14 protein-coding genes are annotated in these 17,615 nt (G+C 42.9%); 6 read left to right on the top strand and 8 right to left on the bottom strand.

From position 1 onward, the window contains the following. Window positions 1-36 precede the first annotated feature (36 nt). The 3 genes from A7985_RS01110 to A7985_RS01100 all read right to left on the bottom strand — a co-directional run bounded on the left by A7985_RS01110 (window position 37) and on the right by A7985_RS01100 (window position 2,639). On the bottom strand, window positions 37-558 hold the full coding sequence (locus A7985_RS01110; protein ID WP_065788608.1) for a hypothetical protein: 522 nt from the start codon (window positions 556-558) through the stop codon (window positions 37-39). Further along, window positions 555-2,015, bottom strand: coding sequence for a YHYH protein (locus tag A7985_RS01105; RefSeq protein WP_065788607.1), 1,461 nt, complete (start codon window positions 2,013-2,015; stop codon window positions 555-557). The genes A7985_RS01110 and A7985_RS01105 overlap by 4 nt, the downstream gene beginning before the upstream one ends. A 231-nt stretch (window positions 2,016-2,246) precedes the next feature. Continuing rightward, the gene (locus A7985_RS01100) at window positions 2,247-2,639 is read right to left on the bottom strand and encodes a hypothetical protein (protein ID WP_065788606.1); all 393 of its coding nucleotides are present in this window, start codon (window positions 2,637-2,639) and stop codon (window positions 2,247-2,249) included. Window positions 2,640-2,948: 309 nt separating this feature from the next. Between A7985_RS01100 and A7985_RS01095 the strand changes: the two genes are divergently transcribed. The 5 genes from A7985_RS01095 (at window position 2,949) to A7985_RS01075 (ending at window position 9,827) form a co-directional block, all read left to right on the top strand. Beyond that, window positions 2,949-5,153: a serine protease gene (locus A7985_RS01095; protein WP_065788605.1), complete on the top strand. Its 2,205-nt coding sequence runs from the start codon at window positions 2,949-2,951 to the stop codon at window positions 5,151-5,153. 286 nt (window positions 5,154-5,439) lie between these two features. Next, window positions 5,440-7,506 carry an LruC domain-containing protein gene (locus A7985_RS01090; RefSeq protein WP_065788604.1) on the top strand — a complete coding sequence of 689 codons (2,067 nt, stop codon included), beginning with the start codon at window positions 5,440-5,442 and terminating at the stop codon, window positions 7,504-7,506. 9 nt (window positions 7,507-7,515) lie between these two features. Continuing rightward, a complete protein-coding gene (locus tag A7985_RS01085; protein WP_065788603.1) occupies window positions 7,516-8,034 on the top strand; it encodes a hypothetical protein in 519 nt (172 codons plus the stop codon). Window positions 8,035-8,333: 299 nt separating this feature from the next. After that, window positions 8,334-9,356 carry a fibrinogen-like YCDxxxxGGGW domain-containing protein gene (locus A7985_RS01080; RefSeq protein ID WP_065788602.1) on the top strand — a complete coding sequence of 341 codons (1,023 nt, stop codon included), beginning with the start codon at window positions 8,334-8,336 and terminating at the stop codon, window positions 9,354-9,356. Between the two features lie 288 nt (window positions 9,357-9,644). Next, window positions 9,645-9,827, top strand: a complete 183-nt coding sequence (locus A7985_RS01075; RefSeq protein ID WP_141685238.1) for a hypothetical protein — start codon at window positions 9,645-9,647, stop codon at window positions 9,825-9,827. 61 nt (window positions 9,828-9,888) lie between these two features. On the opposite strand, the gene A7985_RS01070 is transcribed toward A7985_RS01075, so the two are convergent. Genes A7985_RS01070 through A7985_RS01050 form a run of 5 tightly spaced genes read right to left on the bottom strand, consistent with a single transcriptional unit; the run spans window position 9,889 to window position 15,476 of the window. Beyond that, window positions 9,889-10,920 carry a sugar phosphate isomerase/epimerase family protein gene (locus A7985_RS01070; RefSeq protein ID WP_065788600.1) on the bottom strand — a complete coding sequence of 344 codons (1,032 nt, stop codon included), beginning with the start codon at window positions 10,918-10,920 and terminating at the stop codon, window positions 9,889-9,891. A gap of 22 nt (window positions 10,921-10,942) precedes the next feature. Further along, window positions 10,943-11,860 (bottom strand): myo-inosose-2 dehydratase, encoded by a 918-nt coding sequence (iolE, locus tag A7985_RS01065; RefSeq protein WP_065788599.1) that lies wholly within the window; start codon window positions 11,858-11,860, stop codon window positions 10,943-10,945. A 52-nt stretch (window positions 11,861-11,912) separates the two neighbouring features. After that, window positions 11,913-12,428, bottom strand: a complete 516-nt coding sequence (locus A7985_RS01060; protein WP_065788598.1) for a hypothetical protein — start codon at window positions 12,426-12,428, stop codon at window positions 11,913-11,915. Then, window positions 12,428-13,558, bottom strand: a complete 1,131-nt coding sequence (locus A7985_RS01055; RefSeq protein ID WP_065788597.1) for a ferritin-like domain-containing protein — start codon at window positions 13,556-13,558, stop codon at window positions 12,428-12,430. The genes A7985_RS01060 and A7985_RS01055 overlap by 1 nt, the downstream gene beginning before the upstream one ends. After that, window positions 13,551-15,476: a GMC oxidoreductase gene (locus A7985_RS01050; protein WP_081310379.1), complete on the bottom strand. Its 1,926-nt coding sequence runs from the start codon at window positions 15,474-15,476 to the stop codon at window positions 13,551-13,553. The genes A7985_RS01055 and A7985_RS01050 overlap by 8 nt, the downstream gene beginning before the upstream one ends. A 444-nt stretch (window positions 15,477-15,920) precedes the next feature. On the opposite strand from A7985_RS01050, the gene A7985_RS01045 reads away from it, so the two are divergent. Then, window positions 15,921-17,357, top strand: coding sequence for a glycoside hydrolase family 15 protein (locus A7985_RS01045; RefSeq protein WP_065788596.1), 1,437 nt, complete (start codon window positions 15,921-15,923; stop codon window positions 17,355-17,357). The last annotated feature ends 258 nt before the right edge of the window (window positions 17,358-17,615 follow it).

Here is a 17,615-nt window from a genome sequence, read left to right as displayed (position 1 = left end):
AGCCATGCAACAACTCGCTGCATGGCGCAACTCAATTTAAAGTTTAAACACTGCTTTTTGACCAGCCCCAATAACCTGTTGTTTAGGTTGTACTAAACTCACATACACTCGACCCAAAGACTTGGGTAAAGAAAGACTTACGGCTGTTACTTTGTTAATAGGCGATTTGCACCCAAGTCTAAAGTAGGCTCGCTTATGATGATCCTTTTGCAATTCGCTCAGTTTGCTTGGAAATTGACTCACTTTGCAGTTAAGCTTCGTGCCATTACTGCTCAAGTTTGTGTGCTGTAAGATCAGTTCCTTCAGCAATTTTACTTTTTCTGAATCGGTGTGATTGGCCAATAAAACCCGTTCCGTGTCACCTAGTAACCACGCTTCGTTACTATGTAACAGAGACAACCAATGTGAGAAGTTTGTATTTACTAAAACATCTAGCTGTCCACTTCTTAACGTGATTGTCGCAGTGGTCTCTTTCAGTGCATGACTGCTGGCGAACATACTTGCACTCAGTAGCCATAACGTCATACAACTGAAGATTACTTTTTTTGTTTTACTCATCGACAGTATGTTCCCGTTTGAATTGCCCCATTATTTGAAATAGCTTTCATTTCAAAATCATAGCAGTTAGCCTGGCTTTTGCTTGGCGTGTAGGTTACATAATAGTTTTCACCTTGATAGTCATAACTCATGGTTCTTTTACCATCACTGTCAATGGTATGGGTCAAGTTTTGTACATCACCAGCAGGTGGACGAAGATCGCCGCGATCTCCACCGCCAGACAAAGGCGCAACTCGCGGTAAAATAGCCGTATTAACCTCACCGACCAAACATTGAAAGACATAAGGCGGTGCAACTGACAGATGGTATCTATATCCAAAATCTTCATCCGGTAAGCCATTACATAGTTCCAAATCTCCGTCTGAAATAGTACCGCCATCAGGGTGATTAAACCCATACAACGGGTAGCCATCATATCCCCAACCTAGAATTGTATCGTCACTGAGGTTTTCCATGGCATCCATCATACAAGTTGGTGCTGCATGATAGTGGTAATCATCACCTCGCCCCGCATGTCCCCCACAATTATCTAACTGGCCAAGTTTCACTGTGTCGATATTTGGATCGTAATTAAACAAATCTAATTCACCAGCCGCCGAATAATCATAAATAGGCACTCCGTTCACCGCCACACCAAGCGCAGCGTCAATGGTTGTTGGGGCTGTGGCGGTATGCGGCTCAAGCTTAATCGGTGCAGCATAATCAATCGCAGGAACAGGGATCTGCTCATTGGTCGCGGTTATCCCGTTCATCAGATCATGGCTTGGATAAGTATCAGATGTGATGTACGCATAGTCAGCATCACATGTCACACTGACGTCGCTCTCAGTTGACAAAGAGACAGATTGAGTAATGCGTTCGCATCGAGTCAGCTCGACCTGTGTCTCATCATTAATTATGTATTCAAATGTGAGTATCGCGTTTAACTCACCGTCACTGTAGGTTACTTGTTGTTGGTAATTGCCATTGGCTAAATTTGAAATGTCTATGCTCTGCGGTGATAAAGTCACAGCATCACCATTTTGATCGTTACAAGACAGGTAACTGGCAATATTCAGGTTTTCGCTACTCGAGGGGATATTTGGTTGATTCGCTTGGCTACAATGTGGAGACTGGTTAGTAATTTGATATTGCAGCTGCACAGCAGTTTGTCCACCCCTGCCATCCGACACCGAAATACTGACTGAATACTCACCGGTGGCTACATTGTTACTCTCTATAACCGAAGGCTCAAAAGTCAGAGTATCACCATCCGAATCAGTGCATTGCAAAGAGCTACTCACAGATACACTGCCACTGCCCCTTGGCGTGACCAATTGATTGGGTGAACACGAAGGTACATTGTTTTGTTCGCCAGTTACATTTGAACCATCATCAGAGCTGCTACTGCCACCACATCCAGCTAACAGCAGGTACAAAACAGACGCTGCACTTATTTGCACCATAGTTTTTGCCATATCACGCCCTCTTTATTTCTAGTTGTTCGGTAAAGATAGGATATTTTATTCAGGCTACATAAAATATGTTGAAAACACTATTGTGAAATGTGCAAAAAATAAGGAAGTTTGATATACATCTAACATTAAGTAAGCGCAAAGAGCTGAGTTATTGAATAAACCTTAGTTAATAAGCTAGGCCAAGCACAATTGCATTGCACCTGACCTTACATTTTAAATCAACAAATCGCGCTACAACTCAGCTTCCAGTATAGCTAAAGCCTTTTCTTCCGCTTCGTCTACATTACCATCAGCTTCAATCACTTTAACGACTAACTCTTTGGCGAACCGTCTCATTGGTTCATCTACAATGTGATGTATGCGATGTCTAATGAAAGACTCGATGTCATTTTGCTGCACTGCGAGAATTGACTTACCTAAACTGTCTTCAAGGTAATCCTCAATTGCAATGGTTGAATTCCACTGCAACCCTTTTGCCCAGTCATAAACCACTTGCTTTTCACTTTCGTCAATTTCCCCGTCAACACCAATAAATAGTAAGGCGATGTCTAACAAGGACTCCTTTTGCAGTTGATCAACACAGATACCCGTATCAAAGTGACTTAATAATTGCTCAAACTTCATTTCTTCTCCTTACGGCTTATCATAACGCCAATGGTAAGACTCTTAATTACCTTGCTTAACATAATCTAGATTTTTACGTTTGTCATAGCGAAAAGGTGCAATTAGGATGACTGTCATTTTTAGTGGGATGAACTCAAGCTTTCTATACACCCACCCTGAGCAATACTGAAAATAGTATAAAGTTAATCTCCTTTTTATAGAGCATATGTAAATAATAAATAAATACATAAAGTTAACTATTAGACTGAGTTGGACAAATCAGTTTATTTTTATAGAATGAATGCTTCATTACATAAAACAGGAACAAGTATGTATAACAAACTACAAGGATTGCTTTTACTCGCAACAATTACCACGCCACTTAGCGTTTACGCAAAAAGTAAATTAGAACCACAACAGAGTCGTGGAATAGATTCACCTCGTATCGTAGGTGGACAAGAAACAGCAGAGTTTGCTTACCCATTCATGGGAAGTCTTCAATTAGACAATGGTCACTTCTGTGGCTTGTCATTTATTGGCGACAATAAGGTACTCACGGCTAGTCATTGTATCGAGGGGATCCCCGCAGAGCGCTTTACTGTTAAATTTGAAGGTCATGATCTCACAGACGATTCGCAATGGCAGACTTACAACATCGTCTCTATGTCAATGCACGACCAATATAACATGGGGATGCAATACAATAACGACATCGCAGTATTGGAACTTGACCGTCCAGTTGAAAACATCAAGCCAATTAAACTCGCTGATCAGGTGATCAGAAATAGCCTTGTCGCAGGTGATAACCTAAAAGTTATGGGCTGGGGTCGACTCAGTTCAGGGGGAGAGTCTCCAGATAAACTACAAGAAGTCGATGTGCCATACGTCACCAATGAATTGTGCAACAGTGCGGAGTACTATAACGGCCGTATATCTGACTCGATGATATGTGCTGGTTTAGCTGAAGGTGGCAAAGACTCGTGCCAAGGTGACAGCGGCGGGCCTCTTATCGTACAGAAAAATGATGAATGGTTTCAGGTCGGTGTTGTTAGCTGGGGAGAAGGCTGTGCATTACCAAATAAACCCGGCGTCTATGCAGACGTAGAGTCTCTATTCTATTGGGTACAATCTAAAACTTCAGATTTTGGCTTTGGCCAAAATGAGTCGCATGTTTACACAGAAGATAAACCCTCATTCGCTATTCAAAATACCTTCAAGAACACATTAGATTACCCTCTGGCAATTGCTGAGTTCAGCCTGTCACAGCACGCAGAGGGTGTTCAACTCTCTGAACAAAACTGTGCTAATACAGTCCTTGAGCCTGACGCACAATGTCAATTCACTGTGCTGACACCTGATGGCTCCAAGCATGACAAATATACAGTTCAAGCAAGTATCACGTCACCATCTACCAGCCTTTACTCAGCTGTTTTTGGCTATACAAAACTGACTCAGTTCGAAGAAAGTATCAATGAAATGATGTCGACACCATCAAGCGTTAAATGGTCAACAGGCGGTGACGAAAACTGGTATGTAGGTAAAACACCAGAGCAAGAGCCAACCCTTGTAAGCGGCGATGTCACTGACAGAGATGAGAATCCAGAAGTAACGGAGCCTTATCAAGAATCAACGCTCATGATTAACATCGATGACCTTCACATCAAAGATATTAGCTTTGACTATCTTGTTTCAAGTGAACTCGGATACGATGTAGTTGGTATATTCCATAACGGTAAGCAAGTCCTCATTGATAGTGGAGACGAAAGAGTATACAAACCTTTTAACGTCGAATTAATTGACGGCGTTAATCAAATTCGCATCGAATATTTGAAGGACTATATTTTCACAGTTGGCAACGATAACGTCGCGCTCAAAAACTTCAATACCACATTCGTCAATACAGAACCAACTATTGAGCTTGCACAAACTGAATTGGATGTGCGTAGTGAGCTTGAATTTACCTTAGATGCAAGCGCTACCACAGACAGAGAAAATGATACGATCACTTACTCTTGGGTTAAGCTTGCTGATGAGGAACAACAAGTTGGTGAAGAGAGTGTTGTAACACTCAAAGCTGAAAAGACGACTGAAGACTTAACTGTTACATATCAACTAACCGCAACTGACGAATATGAGGCATCTTCAACTGCGCTTGTTAAAGTCAATATCATTAAAAATAATGCGCCTACCCTTTCTTTAACCAGTAGCAGTTCAAGCGTGCATGAAGGTGAAGCAATCACGATTAATGTCGTTGACGCAAAAGACCCAGATGGCGATAACGTCACGATTAGTTGGGAGCAGACTTCAGGACCATCGGTAACTTTACCTGGTAACCAAAACCAATTTAATTTTACTGCACCAGATGTAAACGAAACAGGCCCGATTGTATTCACGGTTACTGCAACCGACGAATTTGGTCTATCTCAGTCTGAAACCGTAAGTGTTGAAGTTAAAAACGTAGAAAGTGGTTCGCTTGGCATATTTAGCTTATTTATGCTTGCTCTATTAACAAGCGTTAGACGTGTTAAAAAGTAAGTAACGTTAACTGTTCTACTATTTTTATAGCCAATCATGCCCTAGTACTTAGGGCCATTTAAAAACATTAAAATATCGAGGCGCTATTTTGACTACTCGTGCCTAATTCATTGCCATAGCCTTCTCTAAATCCTCCCTTTTTAAATTGCATTTTTTATTTTGAAACTGCCTCGCATATTGCAACGCCAATAGAGTTTAAAATTAAAAATCACTTATTTTCAAGAACTTAAAATTGGCCCTCCGCTTGCAATGTATAAGACAGCAAAATAAAACGTTGGAGAGTCACATGAAAAAATATTTACTTGGAGCCTGCGTCCTGTCAGCAGGCGTATCCGCCGCCCCATTCGATACTTGCCCTTCAAAAGCCTTTTTAGTGCAAGGCAATACAGCCACCATGTATGGCGTAAACTTGGTGTCTGGTGCCTATACAACTTTTGCCGAAAACGTGGGCACTGGAAACAAATTAAACGGCATTGGGTTTAGTGTACATGACCGCTATATTTACGGTTGGGATTACAGTAATAAAGACATCGGCCGTGTTGGCAAAGACTACGTCTTAGAGCCGATTATGACGTCCGGTTTTCCTGATACTAACTTCTATGTCGGTGATGTCGCGATACACGAAAATGCCTTTTATGTATACAAAAAAGGCAGCAGCTTAGGGTTGTATAGAGTATCGCTAGACGAAAACAGTAGCGACTATCTGCAAGCGACACGCATCATTGATGGCAGCGCATTGAACCTAAATATTTTTGATATGGCATTTGCACCAGACGAGAATACTAGCCTTGCTTACAGCGTTGATAGTAACGGTAACTTACACAGAATTGATGTATCAAACGGGACAAGCTCCAACCTCGGAAACGTTGGTCAATCAGGTACTTTTGGTGCGGTGTACTTTGATGTAGAAAACAACTTTTACATCAGCAGAAACCAAGACGGCCATGTCTACAAAATTGATATTGATAACCCAGCTAACACACAACTGTTTGCATACGGACCAATTTCGAGCACCAACGATGGCGCGCGCTGCGCTACCGCTCCGATTATTGATGACAGTGAAGACCCAACGATAGACTATGGCGATGCGCCAGATAGTTACGGCACCTCATTAGATGCCAATGGTGCGCGTCACAATGTTGGAGATTTATTCTTCGGTGAAAGTGTCAGTGCAGAGTACTTTCCGAAAGCAAATGATGATGACAACGGCGTTAGTTTCTTAACCAGTCTAGAGACGGGTTTTGATAGCCTCATTTCGTTTACCCTTTCAAAAACAGGCTATGTCAATGCGTGGGTTGACTGGAATAGAGACGGTGAATTTCAAGAATCTGAACGCGTGATCAGCCAATACCAAGGCAGTGCAGGAGAGAATCGAGTGCTTATACCTGTGCCTGTTGACGCAGCTGAAGGCAGCACTTGGGCAAGGTTCAGAGTCTCAAACAACAGCGACATTGCGCCTCAAGGGGGTATAGACAATGGTGAAGTTGAAGATTTAAATGTATCTGTCGTTGCTAGTAGCTTAATCCAAAACGCAACCTCTTGGAAAACAGCGGCTTTTGAAGACTTATGGCCTCAAAAAGGCGATTATGATTTCAATGATGTTGTTGTAAGATACCGCGTAGTTACTAGCCAAATTGGCAACCAAGTAGTGCGTTACAAAGTTGAAGGTGCACTAACCGCCGTTGGAGCGGGCTATCACAATGCATTTGCAATACGTTTAAAAGACATCGCACGCCAGCATGTTGATGAAGCAAATATCGAACTCACAATAGATGGTGTTACTCAAACGGACAGCCCACTTGAAGCTGGTCGCGATGAAGCTATCGCGGTTATATTTGCGGACACCAGAGAAATGGTCCCAGTTCAACCTGGCTGTAAATTCTTTAGAACTGAAACCGGATGCAGTGACATTCAAAGAGCACCTTTTCCGTTCGAAATCACCATACCTTTGTCAACAAGCTACAGTGCAAGTGTTGCAACCACCAGTAAAGTCGACCCATTCATTTTCGCGGTAGACGGCTACTACCATGGGCCTTTCGTCGACCAGAACAATGGCCGAGGCTGGGAAGTGCACCTCAAAAATCATGAACCAACAGAAGCATTCGACAATAGTTACCTAGACCAAGCTGATGATAGATCATCATCCAATGGTTATTTTCAAACCTCAACGGGGCTGCCATGGGCACTTATTATTAACTCTGAATGGGACCATCCAATCGAGCGAGTTGATATGTCTATCGCCTACCCACAATTTGTAGACTTTGCCCAATCAGCAGGTGCGCAGTATACAACTTGGTTTGAAAATCCAGTACCAAATAACCAATTCACCATCAGCAACGCATCACAAAACTAGGAGACGATTATGAACAAGCTTACAGTAACTCTAATCACATTATTATTAACGGCTTGCGGTGGTGGATCTGGTGGCTCTGACGAACAACCCACCAGCTCTACAAACTCGACGGGCCAAAACGTGCAAGCTCAGAGCGCAAGCACTAGCGACACACAGGTGCAAACAAACACAACACAAGAGCAAGCAGCTGAAGAGTCAACCAGTGGAGAAGGTATGGAAGCAGTCGTAGTTGATGAGTCTTTTGACTTCAGCACTGATGTACCAGTCTCCGTTTCAGTTGGACCTGATGTCGTAAGCAGTAGAGCTTTTATCAACATCTGCCAACAAGAAGCAACTCTGACAAGCGATGAAAATTGCTTTTTACGCGCCCCCATTGACAGTAATGGTCTGACAGTAGACATTTTACTGCCGCATTCTGAGCAAAAACTAAAAGCAGAAATCTGGTATTACAGCACCAGCATCGAACCTTTGGTATTCACTTGGGAGTTTGATGGGTCTTTAGATTCTCAGCAGTGGATTATTAACTAATATCCAAAGCCTTCACAAGTTTCGTGTAGACTCACGATAGTCCAACGTAAAGCATATCCCGTTAAGAGATATGCTTTTTTCATTTACGTATTAATACAAATTATTAATTATTACCAACCCAATATTATTAGAATAAAACCAAAGGAATAATAAAATTAAAATAACCTTGAACATATTAATATATTAATTAAAATCCCCACCACTACATTTAATAAATGAAATTAAACCCAGTTTTCATTATAGTTTTTATTAACTTTATAAAATACCCAATACGTATTGTAGATACTCAAAGGAAAGATATGAAAAAACTAGCGCTTACCATTAGCTCCCTACTCGCGGCAAATATAGCAACAGCTCAAGAATTGCCAATTGCAGGTGACTATGTACTCACAACTGATGCGCTTTTAAATGGTGTCGTTGAATCAGGCTCATCGCAGGACATTTCAATTACAGGCGATAAAGAACACTTTTATGCGGATGCAGCAAGCCAGTTTATGTCTGGTTCCACAGCTCAAAAAGGCAATGTTATAAACTTTAAACTGTCTGATAAAACGCCTTCAAACACCCAATACTTTGTTGGTAATGTAGATGTACAAGGTACTTATAGTGGTACTTGGTTTGCTGCAAATGGCAATCAAGGTGACTGGACATTAAGTCCTGTCCAGCCAACTGTGGCAACAAGTTGTAATGACATCCTTGCATCTGGGCTAAGCCAAGGTGACGGTGTTTACGATCTGTATGACGCATCAGGCGAAGTTGTCAGCATGTATTGTGATATGACAACCGACGGTGGTGGTTGGACATTAGTAGGCAGCTACCCTAAAAACGAACCTGGCGGTAAAAGTTCAATAAATCAGTATGGCGACGTCCCAGAGACTGATCCTAATAACGTGACTAAGCTTTGGTTATTTAAAGGTGACTTGGGTGTATTCTCTGATGTCAGAGAGCAAGTAAGTTGCGCAAGTGCTAATTGTGGCGGAGGCTACAATGTCTATGGTGTTAATTTTACAACCTCTGAACTAGAGCTTGTGCGCTACACTTGGGGTTACAATGAACGCGTAGACTTTATGCACATGCGTACTGACAAGCCTGATTGTACCAAAAGCCTAGCACCGGGCGCAGAAGTTATCCCAGGCTGTGTTTCACCTAAGTACGCTTCAATGGTAAACACGCATACTTTAGTGGGTTGGCAAAATGATGTTCATGCCGATTATTGCTGGGTAGCGAGAGGCACTTATTCGTCTGGTAGTAAGGGCTCAGGTCAATGTGTTAATCGTGTTGAGCCTAACGGCACACAGTGGGCACTACTGTGGATGCGTTAAGATAGCATCGATTTCTCCTCCTAGCGGACGAAGTAAATATGGGCATAATTAAATGCCCATATTTACTACCAACCTTACACAACCGCTGTCATTAAAAATTTAAGTACATGTATCTACAGACACGATTGAAATAAGTCCCTCCTACTTACCCGATTCAACAAATCAATCCAGAAATTAAAGATTATTTATTCACAACTTAAGCTAAATCAAGAATTAATATTCTAAAAATAGGTTCGTTATGATAATTTCTAGTCTCAGCAATTTAGCTGGCATTCGTAAAGGAGATATATGATGAAAAGCATTAAATTAGCGAAGAAAAACCTCAAGAAGTTATCACTCTCGCATAAAACTTTAGGCAGTGAAAACACCCCGGCGGTGGCTGGCGGCATGTCTGCTGCAATGTGCCTAACTTATTCATTTGATAGTTGTTGCACCGTGCCTGAAACCACGCCTTCAAAAGCAGCCTGTTAGTAGACTGTCAATTCGAAGTGGCATGAGAGGTGCCACTTCTTTAATTACTCGAATGGACTAACTAACGAGAATTCGATGATAACTCACAGCGGATTTTATTAAGCTTGGTCTGCGTAAAGTCATAGGCGCTCTGTGCTATCTCGTATGCATTTGGATAGCCATTGGGAGCATCCACCTCCGGTATCCAAAATTTTCGGCGACTTAGTCGCAAGCCATGATTAAAAGCACCTACGGCATTAAATATTTCTACTGCAATCGGACCGTTAAAACGACTCAATATAGGTGTAAAAATCGCCTCCCAAGGAAGCCAACAGTTCACCAGATCGCCTCTATCTGGCGGTGATGCCTGCGCATAATGCAACCTTCCTTGATCGGCAATGTAGTCTATCTGTGCCTTAAACACCTCAGGACCATCGCCGTCCAGTACCTCTTGCGCGCTATCTAGCACCACTCCAACAGTGGGATTATCAATGCCATCTAAAAAGGTAATTAACTGAGCGAGTTTATTCGGCCCCGGAGTTTCCCAGTGACTAATTGGCTCAATCGCCAACTTAACACCTTTGGATGTCGCATATTCCCCCAATAAAATAAAACTCTGTTGTGCAGTGTTATATCGCATCGTCAGCTCATCTTGTAGCTCGTCACTCCACACTTGCTCACCATTTGGAGCGCTGACAACAAACCCACCATACGGGATCACCATCGGGCCCATCATAATCTGCCCGCCAAGTGCAGCGGTAATATCGATACGTGACTTTAAATAGGCGATGCCGGCCTCACGTATATTTGCGCACGACGAGCTCGGATCACATGCTGTCGTTGCTCCTACATTCGTCGCCACTTTTATATGCGCAAAACCTTCGTCATCCATCCGCTTACGAAATGCAATGTAGGCATCAAGCTCTTGTTGATAGGTTGGAAAAGCGTATGCGGTCGTCTCTTCTCTGCCAGGATGAAACTCAAAACCGGTATAGCCCATTTCCGCCAAGCGACGAATATGCACCATCGCGTGGTCTAAAAACGCCGGGTCTTCTATCGCAAAGTTTGAACCAAACATAAAAAAGCTAAAGTACATGTCTGAATGATGTTGCATAAAAACCACTCCTTATTATGCCTTACAAGCCAGTTACTTCTTGTAAGTATTTGCGTGCCATTTGCGCGTACAATAAAGGATTGGCATTCGCGGGATTTTGCTCAGCCTCTACGATAAGCCAGCCAGCAAAGTTTTTGTCAGCTAAAGCTTGCAAGATCTCTTTAAAGTCAAGGCAGCCGGCAGGGTCTCCCGGTACGGTAAATACGCCACGTAATATTGCTTCTTTAAACGACAAATCATGGGCTAGGCTGTAGTCCATCACTTCTTTGCGGATGTTTTTTAAATGCACGTGTTTGATACGCTCGCCGTATAAATTAATAAACTCTAAATTATCACCGCCTGCGAAAAACAAATGGCCAGTATCAAGGCAGAAATGGACGCAATTTGGGTCTGTTAATTCAGCCAGTTTTGCAATTGCCTCCATGGTCATCACACCAGTACCCATGTGATGGTGGTAGCACATTTGTATACCTTGGCAATTTGCTTTATGGCCAAGCGCGTTCAACCCATCAGCTAGCCTACACCACTGCTCATCGCTGAATTTGGGGGCATTGGGTACCAGCGCGATGGGCTGTTGATGAGATGACCCTCCTAATTCCGCGAGCACCAAATCACCACTTTGCATTTGTTGTAAAAATTTGATTTCCTTGTCAAAGCTTTCAAATGTCTGTTCACGCATATCATTAATCGTAAAGTAAGTACTTACCCACGGCTCAGATATATTAAGATTCCGAAGTTCTAAATCCCGCTTTAATTCTTCCGGATCAGATGGGTATTTGTGCCCTCGGCTACACCCTTCGAATCCTGCAAGTGCCATTTCACTGACAATTTGACCAAATGGAATACCTGTATCGATGTCCAAAAAGTCGTCGTTTACCCAGCCTGTTGGCGTGATCCCAAACTTAATTGTGCCCGCTGGAAACATGGTTGGTCTGCTCATCTTAAACTCCCTGTTGGTGATAGTATATTTAGCTAGCTAAGTCGTTATGCGTCTACTTGCTAGCATGGGTAAAGGGCTTAAACTGCCACCCATTGTCGAAGTGAATATTTGGTGGTGAGCTCCAAGAACCATAGCCCGGCCCTTTCGCTCCCGAAGGATTCGCGTCGATCGCTTGCCACAAAAGCCCTTCTGCGTATGATGCTGAATTGACGAAAAATGTAATGTCGTCATCGCTCATACCATAAGCGTCTCGCCAAAAATGGGCCATTTGATACCAAGTGCCGGTATACCAAAGTTTAATGATATTTCTCGCCACTGGACCCAGCTTTTCATCACCTAAAATGTGTTTTCTTAACGATTCATTAAATTGCTCATGGTTCGACGCAGACTCGTACAGCGATACAAAAGTAGAAAGCAGCTCTTCTACAATTGCTTGCCCGACAATGTGATTTAGAGTGTCATAATAATTTTGTACCTGCCCCGTCCCATTGAGCGCGAAGGCATTAAAGTTTGTAAGCGCACCTGACAGCTCAGTAAACTGTTGCACTAAATACATTTGGTTGTCCATTACACTGTCTCCGTAACACAGCGGTCATCATCAATTTGCACCATGTCCTGCCCTGTTATCTCAAATGTAGGACCTCCATGACTGTCAGGTGCGTTCGGGATCGGGTTTCGAATGAGTTGGTTTGCATGCTCTTTTAACCTAAACATGCCACACACCGCGCCCAATAGCAGATCTTGCTCTCCACAAAATGCCTTATTGACCATTGATAAAAACTCTTGATAGTTATGATTAAAAGCTTTGGCCGCAGCAAAAATTTGTGAGTCTTGTGGGTAGTCCGTCAATTTGGGATTACATTTGATGGGATAGACTTTTTCAAAGTCCACTTTAAATTTTTCGCCAGAGGGGTTACCTGGTTCATCGCCTAGTTGGTAAAACTGGCCATGTTTTAATTGTTCAAATCGATAGTAGTGAGAAATCTCTCCCTCAGAGTCGAAAATCTCATGGCCATGACCTTCCCCTTGCTCAATGATTAATGACAAAGCTTGAATTGCAGTGGCTTTATCTGTTACTTCAATAACATGGCCTCCTCCTGAGTAATAGTACTTACTAGAAACTTGTAAACTCGGGTCCCCAGTAAAGATAGTATTCCCGCTTTGATTCGCTTGAGCTTCTAAATATTCAATCCCCTCGATAATGGCTTCGTAAAAATCACCAATGCTATAAAAGCTATACTCTTGTGCACCTTTAGGGCTTATGGCTTTTAATTGAAATTCGGCATGATTATTTCTTACGATGCACCCTCTTGGCCCCATTTGATTGTCCTCATCCTGCGTTTTTGAGGGACGTTCAATTTTTAGAAAGGTGTCCAGTGTTTCTGGCGAAAACTTGTCGATTGACACCATAAAGTCTTTTTCACCATCGGGTAACCGAGTTGGGAAATCAGGCACAAAATCAGAAGCCGTTAAATCAGGGTGTTTACCCACCGCATTTAACACATTGGCAGATAAAGTCATATGGAGCATTTCTTCAACAAGCACGGCTCGGATTGCCGCACTCGCCTCAATATTGGTTTCTGGATGAATACTATATAAAGCAGTCAGGTAAGGCGGAATAGTCGCATGCTCCAATTGAATGGCCGCGTCCAACATATGATGCAAGTCACTAATGTCATTGATAATACGATCACTCATGGCTCGCTCCCTTTGCTATTTGGTAATCTGAATCTGACACAACCCCCACCGAATACTGGCTCAATGCTTGAATAATGTGCTTGCTGGTTTTAAAGCAAAGCGCGGCCAGAGTCAGGGTTGTGTTTGAAGTGCCAATACTGGGCATACTGCCGGAGCCGATAAGATATAGGTTATTGTGATCCCACGACTTTTGATTTTCATCCACTACCGAATTTGTCGCACAGGTTCCCATGATATGTGTTCCCGAAAAATGGTTCCCTCCCCGAAAGTAATAGTCTTCGCCCTCATATTGAAAGTGACCATAGTCCAGTGGTGAGTAGCTAGAAAAGTCCTGTGCTCCCAAGCGCTGGAAAAACACCTTAGAAGTATGTCTAGAATAAGCAATACCGGCTTTAGAGTAGTCAGATAAATGATAATGAATAATTGGGCGCTGGTTACCCAGCGCATCTAGGTACTCTTCATCAACTGTCACACAGTTACTTTCATCTGCCGTCTGTTCAACCATAAATGCAAACAACAACTGGTTTGAAATTCTATCCACGACACTTTGACGCAGCTCACTCCCAAACTTATTTTCTTCATCCACCAGCGTTTCGATATCAGAAAAAGGGGAACCGGTTGCCCATCCCCAACCATCATTGTGAATATCGACACCAAATGGCGCTTGAGACTTACGACCTTCACCATGTCTGAAGTCAGCAATGCCAGAGGTGCATTTTGTTCCTCGCATAGTCCCAGCGGGCTCTGGTAGCAGGCCCCAAGCAAGCAAATAAGTGTGATCCATTAAATTTTTACCTATCAAACCACTTGAACTTGGTAGCTTCGAAGCCAACATCAAACGCGCATTTTCAATGGCATTGGTTGCTAAAACGAATATTTTTCCATGTACTTGGTGGACCGTATGTTCTGTAGATGACGTTGATGAGTAATGCTTGAATTCAATGTGCTGAATACTATTGTCGCGCTCATTGACAACCACCTTGCTCGCAACGGCTTGCGGCAGAAAGTCTAGTCGACCCGTTTTCGCTGCTGCGACGAGTGTTTTTCTTGCATCATACTTTGCCTGAACCGGGCAGATAGGCACGCAGTTATTGTTACCTTGGCAGCGCCCACCTTGTTCCACTTGGTACGTACTCAGCGCGCCGACGGGTGTGAAACCCTGACCCTTGTTGTAGCGCTCGTTCGGTATGCCATTTCTCCCCTGTGGAAAAGGCCTCACCTTAACGGTGTGTACTTCGCCACACAACTCAAACTCTGTACCATCAATACCTTGTGCGACAACCTTATCCAAATAAGAAGGGGGCAAACCATACATGGGGTAAACATAATCAGGCTCATACTTTATGCCGTAGAACCCCTGCTCCTCGACATTGGCTGAAACACCGATTTCACGTTCCGCCATCTGGTAAAACGGCATTAAATCGTCATAACCAATTGGCCAATCTAATCCTACGCCATATTTGGTTTTGATTGAAAAATCATCGGGTAACATACGCAAAATTTTTGCTTCCCAATGCATTGTCGTGCCTCCGGTCACACGCGTGTAGGTACTATCTAAAGCAAGGGGACCATTTTGCACCATGTATCCTTTGGTATCTGCAACACCCGGCTTCAATTTACTGACATCCGTGGAGCGTGGCATACGTGCATTTGGGTTGTCTGGGTAGGGTGAATTGTTGTCTTTTGACGCGTTGGAATAGTAATTACTGAGGTATGATTTGAACCCTCGATATGTCATGTCCTTGGCTGGCGCGGCTTCCAACATCAATACATTTAAGCCTTTAGCCGTAAGCTCTTTGGCTGTGATCGCCCCACTGATCCCTGATCCAATGATTACGGCATCGTACTTCCCATTGGCTGAATTTTGAACTGCTGAATCAGGTGTTACTTGTTTCATTGTTGAATTTGCTTCACTCATACAAGTCTTCCCGCTGTAATCCATTAACAATAGCATTAACATTCAAGCTAAAATTCAGTGTAGCAGATAATTTAAAGCGCAAATAAAAAAGTAAACTCATTAGTTCCGATATAAGGCAAACTCAATAAACTGTCTCTAAAATCAATAAAAGTGTTCCAAAAATGCTTAAAATAGAACAAAAATTCAACTTTAATAAAAAGGCATTATTCATCTTCTGCCGACTATTCAATAAAAAATTACTTTTCCTACTAAATTAATCACTTGTTAAAAAAATTTAAATATTGACGTGAAGAGCCATATTTTATGTATATACTTTCCGATGCGCTTTGACGCGATACAACGGATTGCCAATGTGAGACATTGAGTGTGTTAAAAATGGTTGTATGTTTGGCTTCTCACACAGACATTCCGAGAATTTCAACCCGATTTACTCTTGGAAAACTTATGACAACTCAAACTAACGTAGTACTGAACACAGACAGTTCATATGCGACATCAATAGACGCAGAATCTCTAGATAAGTGGACTGTTAAGGCAAGAAAACACGTGCTAGATAAAATGGTTGCCAACATTTCCCCAGAAGATGGGGAACGCGGAGCCGTACTGGCTTCCCCCTCACGCTCAAACCCAAATTACTACTACCACTGGGTCAGAGATGCAGCACGAACAATGAGTGAAATCGCGAAACTCAATGGGCTAGACCGTCGTAATTTTAAAGATAAGTATTACGACATGATGATCGACTATGTCGAGTTTTCTAAAATAAACCAAACGACGCCAACGGTAAGTAATAGCTTAGGGGAGCCCAAATTTTACGTCACTGGACAAGCTTTTAACGGTCCATGGGGGCGTCCTCAAAATGATGGGCCAGCACAGCGCGCACTTACCGTTACTCGCTGGGCAAATATCTTATTGGCAAATGGCGAAAAAGAGTATGTCACAGGCACACTTTATGATGGTCAAGAACCCTCTTTCAGCATGATAAAAGCGGATTTAGACTTTGTTGCCAATCACTGGCAAGACCCTTGCTTTGACCTGTGGGAAGAAGTGGACGGAAGTCATTTTTACACACGCATGTTGCAACGCACAGCTCTTCGTGAAGGCGCTGATCTCGCTGTTAAACTGAACGACAAAGGCGCAGCAGACTATTACAACACCCAAGCCGCTAATATCGAGCAAGCGATGACTGACTTTTGGGACGAAGACAAAGGCTATTATGTGTCGACATTGAACCGTGTCGGTGGATTAGATTACAAAGGCTCTAATTTAGATGTCGCAACTACGCTTGGCATTTGTCAGGCGTTATCTGACTCGCACCCATTTCTAAACCCACATGAAGATAAAGTGTTAGCAACTGCGTATGCATTACATCAGGCTTTTGATCCGCTTTATCCAATTAATGCTATTGAAGAAACCACCACGGGCGACCCAGTCGCACCGGGAATAGGTCGCTATCCGGAAGACAAATATGCAGGTAGCGCCCCACTGAGCCAAGGCAATCCTTGGTTTCTATGTACAGCCTCTTTGAGTAGCGTCTGCTACAAAGCAGCTGCGTTATTTTTGGAGCAAAAAAGCATTGAAATAAACCAGTACAATATCAATCAGCTCAGCTTGGCAGTCTCTTACGAAGACCCAAACATCACGCTTGAAATCGGTGAGTGTTTTAGCAGTCGGACTAAAACCTTCAAAGCCATTGTGCAAGGTCTTAAAACACTTGGCGATGCATATTTACGCCGAATACAAATTCATTGTGGCGAAAATACTTCTCTTGCAGAGCAGTTTAGTCGTTATGACGGCTTTATGACCAGTGCCAACGATTTAACATGGAGTTATGTTTCAGTGGCCATCGCGATTGACCTTCGCAACGCCATAAAATTATAAGTAGTTCAAGCCCCGCAATGTCGGGGCAATTACGCTAAGCATATAACTAGCTAAAAGCTAATCGTTGTAAGACCTGACGTATAGGTGATTTCCTTTCGAGCTAACAGTCGAGATGGATGCATAAATGGATATTTATTTACAAGATAAGTGGGCAGTACTTAGCGCTTCAATTTCAATCTACACGTGCTCGCGTGCAATAAATTCATTCATCTCACGATTAGTTCGCGGCTTATTGCAACACTTTACAAAGTGTGGCTT

It is taken from the genome of Pseudoalteromonas luteoviolacea (genome assembly GCF_001696455.1).
Taxonomy (GTDB): domain Bacteria; phylum Pseudomonadota; class Gammaproteobacteria; order Enterobacterales; family Alteromonadaceae; genus Pseudoalteromonas; species Pseudoalteromonas luteoviolacea_C.
This window is presented reverse-complemented; position numbering and strand designations above follow the sequence as displayed.

Coding starts and splice junctions, on each gene's coding strand:
- A7985_RS01110 (WP_065788608.1), bottom strand. CDS start 558: ATGAGTAAAACAAAAAAAGTAATCTTCAGTTGTATGACGTTATGGCTA.
- A7985_RS01105 (WP_065788607.1), bottom strand. CDS start 2,015: ATGGCAAAAACTATGGTGCAAATAAGTGCAGCGTCTGTTTTGTACCTG.
- A7985_RS01100 (WP_065788606.1), bottom strand. CDS start 2,639: ATGAAGTTTGAGCAATTATTAAGTCACTTTGATACGGGTATCTGTGTT.
- A7985_RS01095 (WP_065788605.1), top strand. CDS start 2,949: ATGTATAACAAACTACAAGGATTGCTTTTACTCGCAACAATTACCACG.
- A7985_RS01090 (WP_065788604.1), top strand. CDS start 5,440: ATGAAAAAATATTTACTTGGAGCCTGCGTCCTGTCAGCAGGCGTATCC.
- A7985_RS01085 (WP_065788603.1), top strand. CDS start 7,516: ATGAACAAGCTTACAGTAACTCTAATCACATTATTATTAACGGCTTGC.
- A7985_RS01080 (WP_065788602.1), top strand. CDS start 8,334: ATGAAAAAACTAGCGCTTACCATTAGCTCCCTACTCGCGGCAAATATA.
- A7985_RS01075 (WP_141685238.1), top strand. CDS start 9,645: ATGATGAAAAGCATTAAATTAGCGAAGAAAAACCTCAAGAAGTTATCA.
- A7985_RS01070 (WP_065788600.1), bottom strand. CDS start 10,920: ATGCAACATCATTCAGACATGTACTTTAGCTTTTTTATGTTTGGTTCA.
- iolE (WP_065788599.1), bottom strand. CDS start 11,860: ATGAGCAGACCAACCATGTTTCCAGCGGGCACAATTAAGTTTGGGATC.
- A7985_RS01060 (WP_065788598.1), bottom strand. CDS start 12,428: ATGGACAACCAAATGTATTTAGTGCAACAGTTTACTGAGCTGTCAGGT.
- A7985_RS01055 (WP_065788597.1), bottom strand. CDS start 13,558: ATGAGTGATCGTATTATCAATGACATTAGTGACTTGCATCATATGTTG.
- A7985_RS01050 (WP_081310379.1), bottom strand. CDS start 15,476: ATGAGTGAAGCAAATTCAACAATGAAACAAGTAACACCTGATTCAGCA.
- A7985_RS01045 (WP_065788596.1), top strand. CDS start 15,921: ATGACAACTCAAACTAACGTAGTACTGAACACAGACAGTTCATATGCG.